Genomic DNA, 18,138 nt, shown 5'->3' on the forward strand with positions numbered 1-18,138 from the left:
GTGGAGGTGAAGGCGAGCGGATCGATCTCCCACTCGGCACGCCCCCGCCGACTGCGAGCGGTGACGAGCCCCTTGCGGGTACCGATGACGAGCACCACGTCGTGCATGACGTCTCCCAGGTGAGAAGGGTGTCCCCTCCGTCATGCTCGCACAAGTGTTCGGACGCCGCCCAGAAAACGCAGCGAACACACCGTCAACAATTCAACACGTTCAGTGCCCAGGCGACGCGACGGTCCTCGGAGCCGTGCACGCCGACCGCCACTGCGATCTGCAAGGTTGCGTGGCCTAGGTCGATCGCGCCTCTAGGGCTGCGGCACTGACGGGCACCGGCAAAGTTGCCGGTCACTGAGCCTGGGGAGAGGGTGGTGGGGTGACGACGGCACGGCCGACACCCGCCTTGCGGAAAGAGCCATGATGATCAATCACCCTTCGCTACGCTGGGCATCCTTTGCCATACAGGGGGTGATCGTTTGCCTGAGCTGGATTACATGGTGCTGGCTGACTATGTGCGCATCGACAACGGGATAGCCCACATCATCGGAGCGAACTTCGACACGATTTATGCCTCTCAGCTGCCGAGTGCCCGTACCGTGCATGCCGCGTTGCGTTTCGTGGCCAGTCGTGACGACGTTCCCGGCGCCAGCCATGCCTTGCAGTTGATCATCAGCTCTGAGGACCGCCAGATTGGTTCCCTCACCGGAACAGTGGTGATACCGGACCGCAGTCCCGGCACCCCCGTCCACTGGCGGACCGGATTGTTCATCGACATGCAGATCCCCCTTCTGATGACTACCTACGGTGACTACGCCATCGATCTGGTCCTCAACGGGGAACAGCTCAAGAGCGTAGATTTGCGCGTTGTGCCTGGTCGGCCGGAGGTATAGCGATGGGGGAAGCTATCCTGACAGGGCACGCCCTGCAACGCCTGGAACAGCGCGGCATTACCGAGGAGGACGTTCGTCAAGCCCTCCGCCGTCGCTCGGGGGATCCTCGGGCGACACACACCGGGTGCACTTGGGTCTTTGGGTATGCCACCGGGGGACGCATACTGAAAGTACTCCTGGCGCACGACAACGAGACCGTGGTCACCGCAGCGTGGCCGGACGAGTAGAAAGGAGGGTGGCAGCGATGAAGATCGACTACGACTTTGACGCGAATGCCCTGTACATCACTCTGTCCGATGCCCCCACGGCTCGGACTGTCGAGATCGATCCGGAAACCATGGTCGACCTCGACGCCGCAGGCAAGCCCGTCGGGATCGAAGTGATCGCGCCGAACGTCGGGTGGCCGTTGTCCCGGATCATCGCCGAGTACGACATCAGCCAGGAGGACGCCGCGCGTCTTCGCGCTTTCAACGTGCCTGCGGTTGGGGTTCACCAAGCGGCTGCCCCTGCGGTCCCTGCCTAGCTGCCCCTGCCAACTCCGGAGACGAAACCAGGCTCTGCCTCGTAGCCTGAAAGGGCGACCAATGAGGAGAGATAGGGTCCAACGCGTCCTCGGCGTTAGGCGTCCAGCGGGACGCCGGCGAGTGGTTCCCACCGGTACAACCGCCCGGCGCGTTCCTGCTTCACAAGGTGCACGGCCCGCACTGCGAAGGGCTGTGGCGGTGGCGGGTCTGCCAGCGTGTCGAGGATCGGGGCGGCGGGCCGATCACTGTGGCTGTAGGCCACCGACACGTGCGGTGTCCACTCCGGCTCGTGGCTGAGCTGGTGGGTGGTGACGGTCTTGTCGACCGCCTCCCGGATCGCGGCCCGCACTGGGTCGAGCCCGCGGGGTGGACGCACGCCCAGCATCACCGCCTCGCTGTGGAACCACACCTTGCCCAGCTCGACTTCGGCCGGAGCCAGAGCCCGCAACCGCTCGGCCGCCGCGCTCGTCATCGCGTCGACCTCGGCGGCAGGGATCTCGTCGGCGAACCCCACGATCTGCGTGGTCATGTGCAGCCACGGCTCGGGGATCAGGTCCAGACCGGCGATGCCCGCCAGCCGGGCCTGGCAGTCGGCGACCAGGGCGCGGGCCTGCGGCTGGTCGTCGAGCAGGATGTGCCAGACCAGCAGGCCACGGCCCGGCCGGACGCCGGGCCTCCACCACCAGTGATCGGACATGCGTTCGGGCAACGGGCTCACGGCACCTCCGGGGCGGTGATGGCCTGGTGTTCCAGCGACCCGGCCTGGAACCGGCGAATTTGCTCGCGCAGGGCGGCGGCCGACTTCGCTCATGCGGCCGGTGCGCATGCAGAACACCCAGGCTATGCTCCGGCATCGCGCCTCGCCTGTGACGCGATGGAGCCCACGCCCCATGAGGCAATGTCCGATTGCCCTACTTCGTCTCGGCCGTACCCTGACCGGGTGATCCGGTCCGTGGTGTTCGACGTTGGTGAGACCCTCGTCAACGACACCCGCGAATGGCGGGCGTGGGCCGACTGGCTCGGCGTGCCTCCGCACACCGTGTCCGCGCTCGTGGGCGCCGTGACCGCCCAAGGGCGCGACAACGCCGACGCGCTCCGCCTCATCCGGCCGGGCATCGACATCGCCGCCGAACGTGCCGCACGCGAAGCCGCCGGCCACGGCGAGCAACTCGACGAGACCGACCTGTACCCCGACGTCCGGCCCGCTCTGGCGGCGCTGCGCGAACGCGGCCTATGGGTGGGGATCGTCGGCAACCAGACGGTCCGCACCGCTGAACTACTGCGCGCGCTGAATCTCCCCGCCGACGCGATCGCGACCTCAGGGGAATGGGGTGCGGCCAAACCGGACCCGGAGTTCTACGCCCGGCTGACCGAGTGGGCTCCCGGTGCCCCCGGCGAGATCGTGTACGTCGGCGACCACCCTGCCAACGACATCCATCCCGCGCGAGCCGCTGGCCTGCGTACGGCGTTGATCCGTCGCGGCCCCTGGGGACACCTGGCAGCCGAGGACCCGGCGGCACGCGCGGCCGCGCACTGGTACATCAACGGCCTCGGCGAACTGCCTGCACTGCTGTCACCTCCGTGACCCTGTCCTGCCGAGGGAACGGACGGATACAGCGCCGTCGGCGTGTGGTGTACGTGGCCATCGGACTACGCGTCCCTGGCTTGCGCGACGGGGTGAAGCGGCAGCACCAGCGCATCGGAGTGCGGCGGCTCGACGCGGAACTCAGCGACCTTCTGCCAGCCCCACCGCAGGTACAGGCCGTAGGCGTCCGCGTCGATCACTGCGGCGAGCGTGGCGTACTCCTCGGCCCTTCCCTTCAGCAGCGCGCTCAATAGACGCCGACCAATGCCCTGGCCTCGCCACGCCTTTGCCACCACGAACTCCACCAGCGCGAACTTCGATGCCTCCAGCACTTCGGCCGACGGCGGGGAAGCGTTGGCCCACCAGGCTCCCGGCATCATCGAGAACCCGAACGTGAACCCCAGCAGCTCCCCATCACAGCGGCCGGTGACCAGCGCGAAGCCGGACGCCATCGCCTGCTCGCGCGTGCGTTCGACGAACCGGTCCCGGCTGAACTTGGGAGCGGAGTTGTACGGCGGCTCGGCGTACACCTGCACATACAGATCGGCGAGATCGTCCAGGACGTCGAGGGCCTGGTGCCCGTCAAGATTCTGAAAGTCGATGTTGGGCACGGCTCATCCCTTCTCCGGGGACCGGCTAGCCGAAGGCAGCGCCAACGCCGCACGGTAATCCTGAACCACCGGCCGGGACAGTTCGGCATCGGGAATCGCGTCCAACACCATGCGCGCGCCTCGCCGGATCGTCGTGGTGCGCTGCTCGACCGCCAGCGACCCCACCGTGTCCCCAGCGAGGACGACGGCGGCGGTGATCTCGCCCTGCTGGATCAGCGTGACCGCTCGCAGCAGCGCGACCTGCGCACGCTGGCGCCGCATCCCCGCGGGGTAGAGCGCCAACGCGTGCTCCTGCGCAGCCTCGGCCCGCGCGGTGTTCCCGCCGTGGGAGAACGTGAACGCCGCGGTGTGGTGGAGCGCGGTCTCCGGCCAGGCCGTGGTGGACAACCGGTCCTCCGGATCAGAGCCGGGCAGCGAGGCGAACCGGTCGCCCATCGCGTTGATGGTCGCCTCGGCCTCCGCCCTTTGACCGGCCAGCGCCAGTACTTGTGCTCGCCCGGCCATGGCCTCCAGCACCGCGGCTCCGGGAGTCTTACCTGCGATGACGATGGCCTCATCAGCGAGCCGCAGCACGGTGGCGTGCGGCCTGCCGGCATACAGCGCGCTCATCGCCTCATAGCCACGGACCCAGACGCGAAGGTCACGGTCACCGGAAGCGTCGGCGGTGTGCCGAGCGGTCTTCCACCAGTTGCGAGCCTGGCGCGGCTGGCCGAGGGTGCTCACCGTCATCGCCATCAACGCGGTGAGTTTTCCGGCCGGGACGCACAGGCGGCGGCGCTGGTGCTCGGCGCTGGTGCGCTGGAGTTCTTGTTGGAGGCCGACCAGATCGGTTGCCAAGTCAGACAGCAGTTCGCCGGGCGGGGTGGTCAAGAACGCGTGCCCGTACTCGAACGCCGTCTCCTCCCAGTCCCGCACCATGCGTCCGTCGTGGTCGTCGGGCAGCGCGGCGAGGAGCGCCTCACGGATGGGCTCCAGCGGCTCGGTGTGCATCGCCGCCTCGACACCCAGCGCCCCCAGGCAGGACAGCAGGCGGCGTCGCTGCTGGTCGACGTCAACGGCGGGAGGGGTGCGGTGTTCAGGGCCGAACAGCGCTGACGTCGAGGTTTCCAGCACGATGGCGTAGATCGCGGCCCAGTCCCGCGGGAAATGCCGGCCGTTCTCCCACCAACTGATCTGCCGCGCCAGCGAGCCGACGTTGCCGTTGTCGATCCCGGCTGCGGTGAACAGGCGGCGGGCCATCTCGCGTTTGCTCCAGTCGCGCGCCTCGCGCTCGGCTTGAAGCCGGGCAGCCCACGCGGGCTGCTGTTCGTCGGTCATGCGTGCACCTTCGCGGGACCGTGCGGATAGAGATATGGCTGCCATCAGCAGTATCAAGGTTCCTCGGGCGGTCGAACAGGAGCTTCACTGCTGGCTGTGGGCGCGGATCAGCCACTCGTTCCCGTGTGGTCCGATCCCGAGAGCCGCCGACGCAGGGCTCTCGTTTGGTCCGCGCCCACCCGAAATGTCAGGCGGCCCCGGCTAGCGCGCGAACGCTGGTGGTCCCGGGGCCTGACCGGAAGGAGTCTCCGGCTGTGCGAACGGTATCCGCTCCCGACCGGGCCGAGCAGCAGAAGCTACGGGAAGAGTTCCCGGGCTGGTCGATCATCATCACCGATCGGGACCGATGGTGGGCGACTCGCGGGCCGCTGCCCCGTGACCAGGCCGGCGAGGTCGCTGACCTTGAAGATGACACCGCTGACGGGCTGCGCGCGAAGCTCCAAGCGGTGACCCGATGAACTCCGCGGTCCCGGTCCAGGGCGCGCCGGGGCCGCGGGCGCTACGTCGGACGGCCGCCGGGGAGAACGTTGGCCCGTGCCTGCTCAGCGCGCCGTCCGACTCCAGCCCGCAGGGCAGGCCGACAACCGCCCTGCGACACAGGGGGATCTTGCGCGGCCGGTGCACCGACCCCGTCGGGCACCGGCCGCGTGGGACGCGCGAAGGGAGGACACCGTGATGGGTGTTCATGAGCCGCCTCCGCATCACCGCGAGGTGCTCACCAGGCACTGCATCTCCAACTGCGGGTGGCTGACGCAGGGGCTCGACGACGGGCGGGTGACGTTCCTGCCTCCGGAGCTGGCGTGGCCGCCCGGGGTGCCGATGCCGGTGCTGGAGCACCGGAGGCGCGACGACGGCGGCGTGCCGTGGTGGTACTGGGCGGTGCCGGGCGAGGAGGCCGTCCCGATCTGCCCGGCCAACCGTGGAGACCTGGCGGTGCCCCGGCTGGACGAGCTGCTCACCGCACACCGGGCGTGGCAGCCCACGCCTCCCTGACCGGAGGGTGGCGGCGCGAGATCCCCCGACGCCCGCACCGCCACCCTCCACCAGGCATCGCATGGCTGGTTGTCCGGGCGAGTACCTACAGGTCGTCAGTTAGGAAGTCGCACCCTGGCTCGGCTTGCGCTGGGGCTCGGCCTTGCCGCATAGCACCTCGTACGCCTGCGACAACTCCAGCAGCGACTGGCTGTGAACAGAGCCGGTGTGACCGGCGATCTCTTCGGCGCTCTGCTTGATGGCCTTCAGGAGGGCGGTCCGGGCTTCGTTGCGGAGCTCCTGCTCCTCGTTGGGATTTGACATCCCGTTAGCTTATGGGGCGAGGCTGGCAAAAACGATCACTAGCGCAGCACTGCTTGGGTCTGGGTGATCTGGGCTACGCGGCGGTCTTCGGTGTCGTAGAGGTCTGTCTGCACCACGATCGACGTGCGGCCCACGTGCAGGGGGCGGGCCGTGCCCTGGGCATGAGCGTTCTTCACTGCGCGGAAGAAGTTGGTCTTTGACTCCAGGGTGGTCGTGACAGCTCCCTCGGGCAGATTCAGGAACGCGCAGGTTGCGCCGAGGGTGTCGGCCAGGGCCATCAGTGCGCCGCCGTGCAGCATGCCGCCTGCGGTGCAGCGGTCTGGGGACCAGGTCAGGTGACCCGTCACCTCGTTTGAAGAGGCCGTGTCGAGTTCGATGCCCAGGGTGCGGGCGAACGGCATGGCGTCCAGGATCTGGTCGGTGGTCAGGGTGAGCGTCATGCGTCTCACCTTGGGGGTCGGGGGAGAAGCGGGTCCATGACGTTGCAGGTAATGCCGGTGGTGGGCATTACATCCTAGGTAATCGCGTTCGTGACCTCTGGGTCGGTAGCGTCACTGACGTGACCGCTATGACGACCTCACTCAGCGATGTCCGGCCCATCGGCGAGCAGTTGCGGGCCTGGCGGCAGCGCCGTCGGCTCAGCCAGTTGGAGTTGGCCTCCGAGGCCGACGTCTCCACCCGCCATCTGAGTTTCGTGGAGACCGGGCGTTCAGCGCCCAGCCGGGACATGGTGTTGCGGCTCGCTGACCATCTGGAGGTCCCGCTGCGCGACCGTAATCTGCTGCTCGTGTCGGCCGGGTATGCGCCCGTCTACACCGAGACGTCCATGGAGGAGCCGCGCATGGACGCGGTGCGCGGCGCGCTGCGCCAGGTGCTCGACGGGCACGAGCCCTACCCGGCGGTGGTGGTCGATCGGTTCTGGAATCTCATTGACGCCAATGCGGCGGCGGGGCTTTTCATGGAGGGTGCGCCTGAAAAGTTGCTGGAGCCGCCCCTGAACGTGTTGCGGCTCAGCATGCATCCCGACGGCATGGCGCGGAACATCGTCAACCTGGGGGAGTGGCGCGCCCACATGATCGACCGGGTGCGGCGGCACGTCGCGCTCACCGCCGATGCCTCACTCACCGCCCTCTACCGGGAGCTGCGCGACTACCCGCACGCCGGGCCCGTGCCCGAGGTGTTCGCGCAGCCGACCGGCAACGAGGTGTTCGTGCCGCTGCGGATACGGCTGGACGGGCAAGAGCTGTCGTTCTTCAGCACCATCGCCACTTTCGGTACGCCAGTCGATATCACCGTGGCCGAGCTGGCGATCGAGTCGTTCTATCCGGCCGATCCCGCGACCTCGGAGTTCCTGCGCGAGCGTGCGGGCTGGTAGTGCACAAAGGGCGGGCCGCCCCGGAGGACGGCCCGCCCTGTGGCGAGAGGACCTGACGGTCTACGCGTAGGGCTTGCCCACCACGTAGCTCGTCATCGTCGCTTTGTTGGCCCCGGCCGCCGACGGCAGGCTGGCCCGCCAGTTGACGATCGGGTCCACCAGGCCGCAGCCCTTGGCCGCCGGCACCGCGAACGCGTTGTCGTTGGCCACGGCCTTCAGCATCGGCGGCTGGGTGTCGACGCCCTCCAGCTTGGTGGGGTCGATCGCCAGGTTCAGCTTGACCGGCGTCTCCTTGCTGCCGATGTAGCAGTTGTTCCCGAGCAGCGGGTTGTGCACCTTCACCCGCATGGTCAGGCCGACGCGCATGTTGAGCAGGTCGAGGTCGACCGCGTCCACCTCGGTCTGGGCGTCCAGGCGTAGCAGCGGCACCAGGTCGTCGCTGCCGGGGATGCCGAGTGCCCCGCCGGGCACGCGCATCTTGGGCGCGCGCACCTTCACCAGCTTGGAACGGTCCTCCCCGGTCGCCGGGTCGGTGTAGTTCAGCAGGGTCATCGTCATCGTGCCGGTGATGGGCTGCTGGATCTTGCCCATGCTGATCTCACCGGCGTTGGTGATCAGCAGCATGCAGAAGGCGGTGGCAGGGTTCACCCCGGCCGGGACCACGCCGGGGCAGTCGCGCCAGCTCACCGGCGGCAGCTCGGCGGCCTTGGCCGACAGCGTGGTGCGCACCTTGGCCTTGGCGGCGAGCTGCTGCACCGGGTTCGGCTTGGGGGCCGGCTTGCCGGGGGCGGCCGAGGCGGCCGGGACGGCGAGGGCGGCCATGCCCAGCCCGAGGGGCAGGGCCAGCGCCGCGGTGGCGGCACGGCGGATGTTGCGGTTCAAGCGCACTCCTGATCATGCGTTGACGGGGTGGGAAGGGCGGCGTGCGCGGGATGCGGGCCGGCCCACCGTCGGGTTTTGGAACGGTGGAAAACGCCTTACTGATCTATAGGAGGCGAAGAACGTTCATGTCTTCGGAAGAAGGTGCCAGTAAATACGTGCTTGCCGGGCTGGTTCTGCCAGAGCCCGATGCGAAGAGAGAGGAAGGCCCCGACCTGACCGCGCGCAGGTCGGGGCCGGTCTCTCAGCCGCCCGACGCCGGGTGGCTCGCCCGCTCGCCCGCGGCGAGGGCGGGAACGGGGGCGGCGGAGTGCACGGGGCACGCCCCGGCCAGGTGCGGCGCGATGCCCTCGGCCTCCAGCAGGTCGTGGTGGACGCGGTCGAGCGGCACTCCCAGGCGCTGCAGCTCGCCCACCGTGCGGCGGATCATCTCGGCGGGGCCGCAGACGTGGACCTCGTGGTCCTCCCAGCCGCCGAGCCGGCCGACGGCGTCGGGCAGCGTGCCGCGCATCCCGTCGAAGTCCGAGTCCTCCGACACCACCGGGACCACCCGCAGCCACGGGTAGCTGGACTCCAGCAGCCGCAGGTCGGGCAGGTCGTACAGGTCGCGCTCGGTGCGCGCGCCCACCAGCAGGCGCACGTTGCGTCGGTGGCCCGCCAGCAGCACCTGCTCGACCAGTGCCTTCATCGGCGCGAGCCCGGTGCCGCCCGCCACCAGCAGCAGGTCGCGGTCACTGTCGGGAGCCAGCCCCGCCGAACCCAGGGCGGGCCCGAGGAGCAGGGTGTCGCCGGCGGCGGTGTGGCGGACCAGCGCGCCGCTGACCCAGCCGCCCGGCACCGCTCGCACGTGCAGCCGGAGCAGGCCGTCGGAGCGGGGCGCGTTGGCGATCGAGTAGGGCCGCCACACCCGGGGCCAGCGCGCGGTCTGCACCGTCAGGTACTGGCCGGCGGTGAACGGCAGCGGGCGGTCGGGCCGCAGCGTGAGCAGCGCGAGATCGGGCGAGCGGCGCTCGTGCGCGACGACCTCGGCCACCCACCACGGCGGCGAATGGGCGGCGTCCTGCTCGGCCGCGCCCATCATCAGGTCGGCCGCGCGCTGATAGGCGGCGGTCCAGGCCGCCTCCGCCTCGGCCGTCCATTCCGGACCGGCGAATCTGCGCAGGGTGGCGATGAGCGCCGCCCCGACGGCCGGGTAGTGCTCGGGCAGCACGCCGAACTTGCGGTGGTCGCGGCCCAGCTGGCCCAGGTACCCGGCCAGCGACTCGGGGCTGTCCAGACTCCAGACGATCTTGGTGAGCGCGTGGAAGAGCCGGTCGCGTTGCAGGTCCATCGCGGGCGGGAACAGCGCCCGCAGGCGTGGATTCTCGGCGAACAGCCGGCCGTAGAAATAGGCGGCCGCCTTTTCGCCCTCCGGTTCGATTCGGATGAAGCTCTCTTTGACGATTCGGGGTTCCAAGGACATCGGCCGAACTCGCCCCCCTGACAATTGTGGGCCGGTTCCCGACGTCCCCCGGCGACTCCAGCGCCCTCGGCTGCCCGGCTCGCTGAGATTCTCGCACCGAAAGCCGCTGGTACTCAACCGTTTCGCGGTAACCCACCCGCAACTCCGCGAAGGGTAATCGACTCATGATTCTCCGTAATCGGCGGTTTCTCGTGCGGAGGAAGGATACTGATCGGTATTGGAGGTGTCCGTCCGGCGGCGGCATTGACCTTTCTTGTCTCCACCCTGATAGTGCTCAGTCAAGGCGGGGGATGATTCTCAACCCGGGGAGAAAGTTCGCCGATCGGCCGGCGCAAGTGATCGTCGCGCGGTATCGGCGCGCGGAGCGGGCCGCGGCGGGCGCGACGGCGGGGGCTGCGCGGCGGCACCGGTGCGGGCGGGACGAGACCGGCTCCGGCTTTCGCCCTGCGCAGACCGGGACCCTGCGGCAAACTGGCCGGTAACCGGCCAGCGGCGGGGCTGACCGAAAACCCGGGTCGTGCGCCCGCGACGGCGCGCGCCAGAAGGGGAGCACCCATGGCAGAGCCGCTCATCGGCGTCACGACCTATCTCGAACCGGCGCGCTGGAGCAGCTGGGTGCGGGAGGCGGCGCTGCTCCCGGCGCCCTACCCGCGCTCGATCGAGCGGGCGGGGGGCGTGCCGGTGCTGCTGCCGCCGGCCGGGAGCCTGCGCGGGCTGGAGACGCTGGTCGGGCGGCTGGACGGCCTGGTGCTGGCGGGCGGCGGCGACCTCGACCCGCAGCTGTACGGCGCGGACCGGCACCCCGAGACCGGCCCGCCGCAACCCCGCCGCGACCGCTACGAGCTGGCGCTCGCCCGCGCGGCCATCGACGCCGACCTGCCGTTCCTGGCGATCTGCCGGGGCATGCAGGTGCTGAACGTCGTGCGCGGCGGCGGCCTGATCCAGCACCTGCCCGAGGCCGTCGGGCACGAGGGGCACCGCCCCGAGGTCGGGATGGTCGGCACGCACCGGGTGCGGATCAGCCCCACCAGCGCCCTCGGCAAGATCCTCGGCGACACCGCCGACGTCCCCACCTACCACCACCAGGCCGTGGGTCGGCTCGGCAAGGGCCTGACCGCGGTGGCGTGGGCCGACGACCAGGTGGTCGAGGCGGTGGAGCTGCCCGGCCACCGGTTCGGGCTGGGCGTGCAGTGGCACCCCGAGGAGGGCGACGACCTGCGGCTGTTCGAGGCGCTGGTGGCCGAGGCGGCGGGCCGGTGACGCCCGCCACGGGTTGATCTCCGCGCGCGGGGGAATCGGCCGGGGGAGATCCTCTTCCGCACCCTCCGGAGGTCGCCCATGCAGCTCCATCCGCAGACCGAGCGGTTCCTGAAGGAGCTGCGCGCCTGGACGGCGATCGACGCCCCCGCCCCCTCGATCAAGCAGATGCGCGCGCAGCTCGACCTGGATTTCCCGGTGGAGCACCGCGAGCTGCCCTACATCGCCGACACGACGGTGCCGGGCGCGGCGGGCCCGGTCCCGGTGCGCGTCTACCGGCCAGAACCCCTCGGCGGGGAGGCGCTGCCCGCGCTGGTGTACTTCCACGGCGGCGGCTGGGTCGTGGGCGGGATGCACAACGTGGAGGGCGTCTGTCGCGAGCTGGCCGCGCGGGCGCGGTGCACGGTGGTGAACGTGGAGTACCGGCTCGCCCCCGAGCACCCGTTCCCGGCGGCGGTCGAGGACGCGTGGGCCGCCACCGCCGCCGTCGCGCACGACGCCGCCCGCTTCGGCGCCGACCCCCGTGCGGTCGCGGTCGCGGGCGACAGCGCGGGCGGCAACCTGGCCGCCGTGGTGGCGCTGCTGGCGCGCGAGCGCGGCGTCCGGCTGGCGCACCAGCTGCTGGCCTACCCCGTCACCGACACGGCCCGTTCCACCCCGAGCTGGTCCGACTACGGCGACGGCTACGGGCTGGACTCCGACGCCATGGCCCGCTTCATGGACCTGTACCGGGGCAACGCCGACCCGTCCGACCCCCGGCTCGCGCCGCTGCGCGCCCCCGACCTGTCCGGGGCCGCGCCCGCCACCGTCCTCACCGCCGAGTGCGACATCCTGCGCGACGAGGGCGAGGCGTACGCGCGGCGGCTGGCCGACGCGGGAGTGCCGGTCGAGCTGCGCCGCTACGACGGGGTGGTGCACTCGTTCTTCCTGATGCCGGAGGTGTTCGACGCCGGGGTCGAGGCCCAGGAATTCGCTGTGCGACGATTGCGGGCGGCATTCGACGAGGCGACCGGCCGCACGGCCGGACCCACCCGGGAGGACGACGCGGCGTGAACGAGACCGGCGACCCCAGGTACGACTCCTACGAGCGGCTGAAGCTGGACTGGGCCGCGCCGGGCGTGCTGCGCGTGACGTTGTCGGCGCCGGGCCGCCTCAACGCCGTGGACACCGTGGGGCATCGGGAACTCGCCGACATCTGGCGCGACGCCGACGCCGACGACAAAGTGCGCGCGGTGCTGGTGCGCGGCGAGGGCACCGCGTTCTCGGCGGGCGGCGACCTGGCCATGATCGAGGAGATGATGGACGACCACGCCGTGCGCTCGCGCGTGCTGCGCGAGGCCCGCGCCATCGTCCACAACGTGATCGACTGCTCCAAGCCGGTGGTCAGCGCGATCCAGGGCCCGGCGGTGGGCGCGGGCCTGGCGGTGGCGCTGCTGGCCGACATCTCGGTGGCCGGGCGCACCGCCAAGATCATCGACGGGCACACCCGGCTCGGCGTCGCCGCCGGGGACCACGCCGTGATCGTGTGGCCGCTGCTGTGCGGCATGGCCAAGGCCAAGTACCACCTGCTGCTGTGCGAGGCGCTGACCGGCGAGGAGGCCGAGCGCATCGGCCTGGTCAGCGTGTGCGTGGACGACGACCAGGTGCACGAGCGCGCCTTGGAGGTCGCCGTGCGGCTCGCCGAGGGCGCGGCCGAGGCGATCCGGTTCACCAAGCACGCGCTGAACAACTGGCTGCGCATGGCCGGGCCCACCTTCGACGCGTCGCTGGCGCTGGAGTTCCTCGGCTTCAGCGGGCCCGACGTGCGCGAGGGCGTGGCGGCGCTGCGCGAGAAGCGTCCCCCCAAGTTCACCTAGCGGGCAGGGCCGTCAGCCGAAGCGCTTGCGTAGCGCCTGCAACCCCGGCGCGTAGATCGCGCTGCGCAGCGTCTTCTCCATGGCCTCCTCGTCGGCGGCGTCGGCCGAGAACTCGCCCCACCACTCCACGAACGCCTGCCCGGTGTCGGTGACCGGCGCGACGCGCAGCAGCCCGCGCGCGCTCCGGATCGGCAGCGGGGACTCCACGATCTCGTAGCGGTAGGAGCGGTCGCCGTCGTCCAGCGCGGCCAGCCGCTCGCGGAACACCGAGCTGCCGGGGCCGATGATCCGCCGCACGCAGCCCACCCGGTCCGGCGGCCCGCCGTCCTCGATGATCCCGGTCTCCACGCCCGGCATCCACTCGGCCAGGTTGCCGAAGTCGCGCAGGTAGTCCCACACCCGGTCGGCGGGGGCGTTCAGTACGGCGCTGGCGTACGACCTGGGCATGGGCCTTCTCCTCGGCGTTGAGGGGTGGATCAACGCCTCCATGCTCGACCCTGGGATGTGACCTGGGCAACCCTCGGGTACCGTGCGCGTGTGTCCGTGCCCCGCCGCGCCTTCCTGCTGCTCTCCGCCGCCTCCGCTGTCGCGGGCTGCGCCGGGGGAGACGGCCGCGCGGCCCCGTTGCGGCTGGCCACCGGCCCGGCGGGCGGGCCCTACGGCGCGCTCGGCGACCGGCTGGCGGCCGAGCTGCGGCGTGCGGGCCACCCGGTCCAGGTGATCGAGACGGCGGCCAGCGTCGCCAACCTCGCCCTGCTCACCGAGGGCCGCGCCGACGTCGGCTTCGTGCTGGCCGACAGCGCCGACGACGCCGTGCGGGCGGGGCGGCCGGTCGTCGCGCTGGCCCGCGTCTACCTGAACTACGTGCACCTGGTCGTGCCCGACGGGTCGCCGGTGCGCTCCCCGGCCGACCTGGCGGGGCTGCCGGTGTCGATCGGCGCGGAGGGCTCGGGCACCGCCGTCACCGCCGAACGGGTGCTCGCGGCCGCCGCGCCCCGGCGGCCGGTCCGCGCCGTCCGGCTCGGCCTGGACGCCTCCATCGCGGCCCTGCGCGCCGGGCGGATCGCGGCGTTCTTCTGGTCCGGCGGCGTGCCCACCCCGGCGCTGGACGCCTTCGCCCGCGCCACTCCCGTCCGCCTGGTCCCGCTCGGCGCGCAGGTGCCCCGGATGCGCCGCGCGCACGGCGCGTTCTACGAGGCGGCCACGGTGCCCGCCCGCTCCTACGGCTCGCAGGAGCCGGTCGCCACCGTCGGCACCGCCAGCTACCTGGTGTGCCGCAGGGCGCTGCCCGACGCGGACGCGCACGCGGTGACCGAGACGTTGTTCGCCAGCCGCGAGCGGCTGCGGGCCCCCGACGCGCCGGGCGGTCGCCTCGACCGCCGCTACGCCATCGGCACCGGCGCGATGCCGCTGCACCCCGGCGCAGCGCGTTACTACCGGTCGGTGCACGGCTGAGCGTCGAGCCGCAGTTCGACCACCAGGCCGCGCGGCCGGTTGGGGCGCAGGTCCAGCGTCGCGCCGCAGGCGCGGGCCAGCTCGGCGGCGATGGCGAGGCCCAGGCCGCTGCCGGGCAGCGCGGCGTGTGCGGACGAGCGCCAGAACCGGCCCAACGCCTGGTCGCGCTCGGTGTCGGGCAGGCCCGGACCGTCGTCGGCGACGCGCAGCACCGGCCCGTCCAGGACCACCGAGACCGTGCCGCCCTCCGGGACGAACTTGCCCGCGTTGTCCAGGGCGATGTCGGCGATCCGCGCGACCGCGTCCGGCACCGCGCGGGCCCGCAGCTCATCGGGCAGCTCGACGGCCAGCGTCAGGCCCTTGGCGGCGTACACCTCGCGCCAGCCCGCCAGCCGGGGCCGCAGCTCGGCCACCACCTCGACGTCGGCGACGGCCGCGCCCGCCTCCACCCGGGCCAACGCCAGGAGATCTTCCACCAGCCCGGCGAGCCGGTCCACCTCGGCGAACGCCTCCTCGTACTCGGCCGCGCCCGCCCCGTCCAGGTGCGGGTGCAGGTTCTCCAGCCGGAGCGACAACACCGTCAGCGGGGTGCGCAGCTCGTGCGAGGCGTCGGCGACGAACGTGCGCTGCCGCTCCATCGCGCCCGACACCGCGTCGGCCATCGCGTTGAAGCGCTCCTCCAGCCGCCGCAGCTCGGCGGGGCCCACGCTCGGTGCGGCGCGCGCCTCCAGATGGCCTTCGGCGAGCGCGCGCGTGGTGCGGTCGAGTTCGGTGACCGGCCGCAGGATCCAGCGGGCCAGCCGCCGCGCCACCAGCACCGAGCAGGCCAGCGCCGCCAGCGCGCCCAGCGCCAGCCCCGCCCACACCAGCGCCACGTCCCGGCGCGCCCGCACGGTCGGGACCTGCACCAGCACGACGCCCGACACCTGCGCGTCCCGGCCGGACGGCTCGGCGAGCAGCACCTTGCGCGGCCCGAACGGAGTCAGCGGCGGCAGCGCCTCGGTGGTGCGGCCCGACAGCGCCGCGGCGACCGCCTCGCGGTGGTCGACGTCCAGGACGCCGCTGGAGGCGACGAGCATCCCGTCGCGGTCCAGGACGCGCACGCCTGCGCCGTAGAGTTCGGCGTACCGGGCGATCTCGGCGGCCAGCGTGGTGCGGTCGCCGTCGCGGGCGGCCTGGTCGGCCAGTTCGGCGAAGCGGGTGGCGTCGGCACGCCGGTCCAGCAGGAGCCGCCCGGAGCGGTGGGAGGCGTAGGCGAGCCCGAGCGGCACCGCCAACCCGGCGATGACCAGGGCGATGAGCGTGGTGAACACCACGACCAGCCGCAACCTCACGTGCGGCCCGCCCGGCTGGAGCGCCCTGCCCGGCCCGCGTGTTCTGCCCGGCCCGCGTGCCTCGCGTGGCTCATCCGCCTGGCGTGGCCCATCCGATCCGTCCGGCTCACGTGGTGCCGCCGAGGCGGTAGCCGGTGCCGCGTAGCGTCTCGACCAGGCCAGGCCGTCCCGTCTTGGCGCGCAGCCCCGCCACGTGCACGTCCAGCGATCGGGACGCCGACAGCAGCGGGTCGCCCCACACCGCGTCCAGGATCTCTTCGCGGCCCCGCACCACGCCGGGCTCGCGCGCCAGCAGCGCCAGCACGTCGAACTCGCGGCGGGTCAGCGCGACCGGCGTCCCGGCGACGGTGACCTGCCGCGCCTCCAGGTCGATGCGCACGTCGCCGACCTCGACGACCTGGTCGCGCACCGGCAGCGGCCGGGTGCCGCGCCGCTGCACCGCCTCCATCCGCGCCATCAGCTCGGCGGTGCGGAACGGCTTGACCAGGTAGTCGTCGGCGCCCGAGCGCAGGCCGCGCAGCACGTCGCGCTCCTGGGTGCGGGCGGTCACCACGATGACCGGGACCGCCGACACCCGGCGCAGCCGCCGCAGCGCCTCCAGGCCGTCCAGGTCGGGGAGGCCGAGGTCCAGCAGGACGAAGTCGGCGGCCCCCGCCAGGCGCAGGGCGTCCACCGCCAGCCCCGCCCGGACGACCTGGTGGCCGTGCCGGGTCAGGGCCGTGGTGAGGGCGGCGGCCAGCCGCTCGTCGTCCTCGACCAGCAGAACGCGCATGGCCGCCAGGTTAGACGCGCGCCGGGACCGGATCGGCCGCCTTCTCGCGGCCGGTCAGCGCCGCGTCCCTGGTCTCGCGCATGAACAGGTACACCACCAGCGACACCGCCGCGCACCCGGCGACGTACCAGTAGAAGCCCGACTCGACGCCGCCCTTCTTGAACCACAGCGCCACGTACTCGGCGGTGCCGCCGAACAGCGCGTTGGCGATCGCGTACGGCAGCGCCACGCCCAGCGCCCGCACGTGCGTGGGGAACAGCTCGGCCTTCACCACCGCGTTGATCGAGGTGTAGCCGGTCACGATCACCAGCCCGGCCAGCGACAACACCAGCGCGCCCGCGAACCCGTCCACCTGCGACAGCGCCGTCATCAGCGGCACCGTGCCGAACGTCGCGCCCACCCCGAACATGATCAGCAGCGGGCGGCGGCCGATGCGGTCCGACAGCGCCCCGGCCAGCGGCTGGATGAGCATGAACGCGAACAGTGCGCAGAAGCTCACCACCGACGCGGTGGTCTTGGGCAGCCCGGCGGTGTTGGACAGGTACTTGGTGAGGTAGGTCGTGTAGGTGTAGTAGGCCAGCGTGCCGCCCATCGTCAGGGCGATGACGAGCACGAACTCCTTACGGTGCCGCAGCAGCGCGCGCAGCGTGCCGCGCTCGGCCTCCGCGTCCTGAGTGACCTCGTCGTACGCCTCGGTCTCCATCAGCGAGCGCCGCAGGTAGAACACCACGGCGGCGGCGAGCGCGCCCACGATGAACGGGATGCGCCAGCCGTAGGACTTCAGCGCCTCCTCCGACATCGTCTGCTGGAGGACGATCTGCAACCCCAGGCCGAGCAGTTGCCCCGCCGTCATCGACACGTACTGGAAGCTGGAGGCGAACCCGCGCTTGCCCGGCGGCGTCGCCTCGGTCAGGTAGGTGGCGCTGGCGGCGTACTCGCCGCCGACCGAGATGCCCTGCATGAGCCGCGCCACCAGCAGCACGACCGCGCCGAAGTACCCGACCGACTCGTAGGTGGGGGCGATGGCGATGAGCAGCGCGCTGCCCGACATCAGCGTCACGGTGAGGGTGAGCGCGGCCTTGCGTCCCCGCCGGTCGGCGAAGCGCCCGAGCAGGTAGCCGCCGATGGGCCGCATGAAGAACCCGACCGCGAAGATCCCCGCGGTGTTGAGCAGTTGCGCGGTGGGGTTGCCCTTGGGGAAGAACGAGGCGGCGAAGTAGGTGGCGAAGCTGGCGTAGACGAACCAGTCGTACCACTCGACCATGTTGCCGACCGAGCCGCCGAGCACCGCCTTCCAGGGCGTGCGCGCGGGCTTGCTAACCGTCGTCACGGGGACCTCCTGCTGAGTCGTTGCAGGTGGGAGCCTCTATGTGAACGGGGTCACCGTCTAGGGGAGGGGACGGTTATCTAACATGCGGCTAACACAACGGAAACACGGCATCGGGCCGATGTTGGGGGGAGGGGCGGCAGCGTGTGGAAGCGCCTGCCACAGGACCGCCTGCTGCCGCCTTCTCTGCCACTTGCCGCGTGC

The 18,138-nt window shown here is 71.5% G+C and carries 22 protein-coding genes; 11 read left to right on the forward strand and 11 right to left on the reverse strand.

What is annotated here, in order from left to right:
* The first annotated feature begins 470 nt into the window (after positions 1–470).
* The 3 genes from AH6_RS00510 to AH6_RS00520 are packed head-to-tail and all read left to right on the forward strand — an operon-like array spanning position 471 to position 1,407.
* Positions 471–884: a DUF6941 family protein gene (locus AH6_RS00510; protein WP_067471553.1), complete on the forward strand. Its 414-nt coding sequence runs from the start codon at positions 471–473 to the stop codon at positions 882–884.
* A 2-nt stretch (positions 885–886) separates the two neighbouring features.
* Positions 887–1,111, forward strand: a complete 225-nt coding sequence (locus tag AH6_RS46995; RefSeq protein ID WP_067471556.1) for a DUF4258 domain-containing protein — start codon at positions 887–889, stop codon at positions 1,109–1,111.
* A gap of 17 nt (positions 1,112–1,128) precedes the next feature.
* The gene (locus tag AH6_RS00520; protein WP_067471559.1) at positions 1,129–1,407 is read left to right on the forward strand and encodes a DUF2283 domain-containing protein; all 279 of its coding nucleotides are present in this window, start codon (positions 1,129–1,131) and stop codon (positions 1,405–1,407) included.
* A 95-nt stretch (positions 1,408–1,502) separates the two neighbouring features.
* On the opposite strand, the gene AH6_RS00525 is transcribed toward AH6_RS00520, so the two are convergent.
* Positions 1,503–2,126: a 2'-5' RNA ligase family protein gene (locus tag AH6_RS00525; RefSeq protein WP_067471562.1), complete on the reverse strand. Its 624-nt coding sequence runs from the start codon at positions 2,124–2,126 to the stop codon at positions 1,503–1,505.
* 222 nt (positions 2,127–2,348) lie between these two features.
* On the opposite strand from AH6_RS00525, the gene AH6_RS00530 reads away from it, so the two are divergent.
* Positions 2,349–2,993 carry an HAD family hydrolase gene (locus tag AH6_RS00530; protein WP_067471565.1) on the forward strand — a complete coding sequence of 215 codons (645 nt, stop codon included), beginning with the start codon at positions 2,349–2,351 and terminating at the stop codon, positions 2,991–2,993.
* Positions 2,994–3,058: 65 nt separating this feature from the next.
* On the opposite strand, the gene AH6_RS00535 is transcribed toward AH6_RS00530, so the two are convergent.
* Entirely contained in the window at positions 3,059–3,604 is a 546-nt protein-coding gene (locus AH6_RS00535) for a GNAT family N-acetyltransferase (protein ID WP_067471568.1), read from the reverse strand.
* Between the two features lie 3 nt (positions 3,605–3,607).
* Positions 3,608–4,921, reverse strand: a complete 1,314-nt coding sequence (locus tag AH6_RS00540; RefSeq protein ID WP_067471571.1) for a helix-turn-helix domain-containing protein — start codon at positions 4,919–4,921, stop codon at positions 3,608–3,610.
* Between the two features lie 254 nt (positions 4,922–5,175).
* Here AH6_RS00540 and AH6_RS00545 point away from each other — a divergent pair, with 254 nt between their 5' ends.
* Positions 5,176–5,379 carry a hypothetical protein gene (locus tag AH6_RS00545; RefSeq protein WP_067471574.1) on the forward strand — a complete coding sequence of 68 codons (204 nt, stop codon included), beginning with the start codon at positions 5,176–5,178 and terminating at the stop codon, positions 5,377–5,379.
* A gap of 217 nt (positions 5,380–5,596) precedes the next feature.
* Positions 5,597–5,914, forward strand: coding sequence for a hypothetical protein (locus tag AH6_RS00550; protein WP_157431190.1), 318 nt, complete (start codon positions 5,597–5,599; stop codon positions 5,912–5,914).
* Positions 5,915–6,013: 99 nt separating this feature from the next.
* Here the strand turns inward: AH6_RS00550 and AH6_RS00555 are convergent, their stop codons facing one another.
* Positions 6,014–6,217 carry a hypothetical protein gene (locus tag AH6_RS00555; RefSeq protein ID WP_067471582.1) on the reverse strand — a complete coding sequence of 68 codons (204 nt, stop codon included), beginning with the start codon at positions 6,215–6,217 and terminating at the stop codon, positions 6,014–6,016.
* A 38-nt stretch (positions 6,218–6,255) separates the two neighbouring features.
* A complete protein-coding gene (locus AH6_RS00560) occupies positions 6,256–6,657 on the reverse strand; it encodes a PaaI family thioesterase (RefSeq protein WP_067471585.1) in 402 nt (133 codons plus the stop codon).
* 128 nt (positions 6,658–6,785) lie between these two features.
* On the opposite strand from AH6_RS00560, the gene AH6_RS00565 reads away from it, so the two are divergent.
* Complete coding sequence (locus tag AH6_RS00565; RefSeq protein WP_067471588.1) at positions 6,786–7,592, forward strand: helix-turn-helix domain-containing protein; 807 nt, start codon at positions 6,786–6,788, stop codon at positions 7,590–7,592.
* A 60-nt stretch (positions 7,593–7,652) separates the two neighbouring features.
* On the opposite strand, the gene AH6_RS00570 is transcribed toward AH6_RS00565, so the two are convergent.
* Both AH6_RS00570 and AH6_RS00575 read right to left on the reverse strand, forming a co-directional pair.
* Positions 7,653–8,474 (reverse strand): hypothetical protein, encoded by an 822-nt coding sequence (locus AH6_RS00570; protein ID WP_067471591.1) that lies wholly within the window; start codon positions 8,472–8,474, stop codon positions 7,653–7,655.
* Between the two features lie 241 nt (positions 8,475–8,715).
* The gene (locus AH6_RS00575) at positions 8,716–9,933 is read right to left on the reverse strand and encodes a globin domain-containing protein (protein WP_083982080.1); all 1,218 of its coding nucleotides are present in this window, start codon (positions 9,931–9,933) and stop codon (positions 8,716–8,718) included.
* A gap of 555 nt (positions 9,934–10,488) precedes the next feature.
* On the opposite strand from AH6_RS00575, the gene AH6_RS00580 reads away from it, so the two are divergent.
* The 3 genes from AH6_RS00580 (at position 10,489) to AH6_RS00590 (ending at position 13,046) form a co-directional block, all read left to right on the forward strand.
* Positions 10,489–11,193 (forward strand): gamma-glutamyl-gamma-aminobutyrate hydrolase family protein, encoded by a 705-nt coding sequence (locus AH6_RS00580; protein WP_067471594.1) that lies wholly within the window; start codon positions 10,489–10,491, stop codon positions 11,191–11,193.
* A 78-nt stretch (positions 11,194–11,271) separates the two neighbouring features.
* The gene (locus AH6_RS00585) at positions 11,272–12,243 is read left to right on the forward strand and encodes an alpha/beta hydrolase (RefSeq protein ID WP_067471597.1); all 972 of its coding nucleotides are present in this window, start codon (positions 11,272–11,274) and stop codon (positions 12,241–12,243) included.
* Entirely contained in the window at positions 12,240–13,046 is an 807-nt protein-coding gene (locus AH6_RS00590; protein WP_067471599.1) for an enoyl-CoA hydratase/isomerase family protein, read from the forward strand. The genes AH6_RS00585 and AH6_RS00590 overlap by 4 nt, the downstream gene beginning before the upstream one ends.
* Positions 13,047–13,058: 12 nt before the next feature.
* On the opposite strand, the gene AH6_RS00595 is transcribed toward AH6_RS00590, so the two are convergent.
* On the reverse strand, positions 13,059–13,493 hold the full coding sequence (locus AH6_RS00595; RefSeq protein WP_067471601.1) for an SRPBCC family protein: 435 nt from the start codon (positions 13,491–13,493) through the stop codon (positions 13,059–13,061).
* A 90-nt stretch (positions 13,494–13,583) separates the two neighbouring features.
* Between AH6_RS00595 and AH6_RS00600 the strand changes: the two genes are divergently transcribed.
* On the forward strand, positions 13,584–14,501 hold the full coding sequence (locus tag AH6_RS00600) for a TAXI family TRAP transporter solute-binding subunit (protein ID WP_067471605.1): 918 nt from the start codon (positions 13,584–13,586) through the stop codon (positions 14,499–14,501).
* Here AH6_RS00600 and AH6_RS00605 read toward each other — a convergent pair.
* From AH6_RS00605 to AH6_RS00615, 3 genes are all read right to left on the reverse strand, one after another.
* The gene (locus AH6_RS00605; protein WP_067471608.1) at positions 14,480–15,835 is read right to left on the reverse strand and encodes a sensor histidine kinase; all 1,356 of its coding nucleotides are present in this window, start codon (positions 15,833–15,835) and stop codon (positions 14,480–14,482) included. The genes AH6_RS00600 and AH6_RS00605 overlap by 22 nt on opposite strands.
* A gap of 106 nt (positions 15,836–15,941) precedes the next feature.
* Positions 15,942–16,607: a response regulator transcription factor gene (locus AH6_RS00610; RefSeq protein ID WP_067471611.1), complete on the reverse strand. Its 666-nt coding sequence runs from the start codon at positions 16,605–16,607 to the stop codon at positions 15,942–15,944.
* A gap of 10 nt (positions 16,608–16,617) precedes the next feature.
* Entirely contained in the window at positions 16,618–17,937 is a 1,320-nt protein-coding gene (locus tag AH6_RS00615) for an MFS transporter (protein WP_245679102.1), read from the reverse strand.
* Positions 17,938–18,138: the final 201 nt, after the last annotated feature.

The organism is Actinomadura hibisca NBRC 15177 (assembly GCF_001552635.1).
GTDB lineage: Bacteria > Actinomycetota > Actinomycetes > Streptosporangiales > Streptosporangiaceae > Spirillospora > Spirillospora hibisca.

Excerpts from the sequence above, each read along its gene's own strand:
- AH6_RS46995 (WP_067471556.1), top strand. The coding sequence starts at position 887 with ATGGGGGAAGCTATCCTGACAGGGCACGCCCTGCAACGCCTGGAACAG.
- AH6_RS00520 (WP_067471559.1), top strand. The coding sequence starts at position 1,129 with ATGAAGATCGACTACGACTTTGACGCGAATGCCCTGTACATCACTCTG.
- AH6_RS00540 (WP_067471571.1), bottom strand. The coding sequence starts at position 4,921 with ATGACCGACGAACAGCAGCCCGCGTGGGCTGCCCGGCTTCAAGCCGAG.
- AH6_RS00550 (WP_157431190.1), top strand. The coding sequence starts at position 5,597 with ATGGGTGTTCATGAGCCGCCTCCGCATCACCGCGAGGTGCTCACCAGG.
- AH6_RS00555 (WP_067471582.1), bottom strand. The coding sequence starts at position 6,217 with ATGTCAAATCCCAACGAGGAGCAGGAGCTCCGCAACGAAGCCCGGACC.
- AH6_RS00560 (WP_067471585.1), bottom strand. The coding sequence starts at position 6,657 with ATGACGCTCACCCTGACCACCGACCAGATCCTGGACGCCATGCCGTTC.
- AH6_RS00565 (WP_067471588.1), top strand. The coding sequence starts at position 6,786 with ATGACGACCTCACTCAGCGATGTCCGGCCCATCGGCGAGCAGTTGCGG.
- AH6_RS00575 (WP_083982080.1), bottom strand. The coding sequence starts at position 9,933 with ATGTCCTTGGAACCCCGAATCGTCAAAGAGAGCTTCATCCGAATCGAA.
- AH6_RS00580 (WP_067471594.1), top strand. The coding sequence starts at position 10,489 with ATGGCAGAGCCGCTCATCGGCGTCACGACCTATCTCGAACCGGCGCGC.
- AH6_RS00585 (WP_067471597.1), top strand. The coding sequence starts at position 11,272 with ATGCAGCTCCATCCGCAGACCGAGCGGTTCCTGAAGGAGCTGCGCGCC.
- AH6_RS00595 (WP_067471601.1), bottom strand. The coding sequence starts at position 13,493 with ATGCCCAGGTCGTACGCCAGCGCCGTACTGAACGCCCCCGCCGACCGG.
- AH6_RS00610 (WP_067471611.1), bottom strand. The coding sequence starts at position 16,607 with ATGCGCGTTCTGCTGGTCGAGGACGACGAGCGGCTGGCCGCCGCCCTC.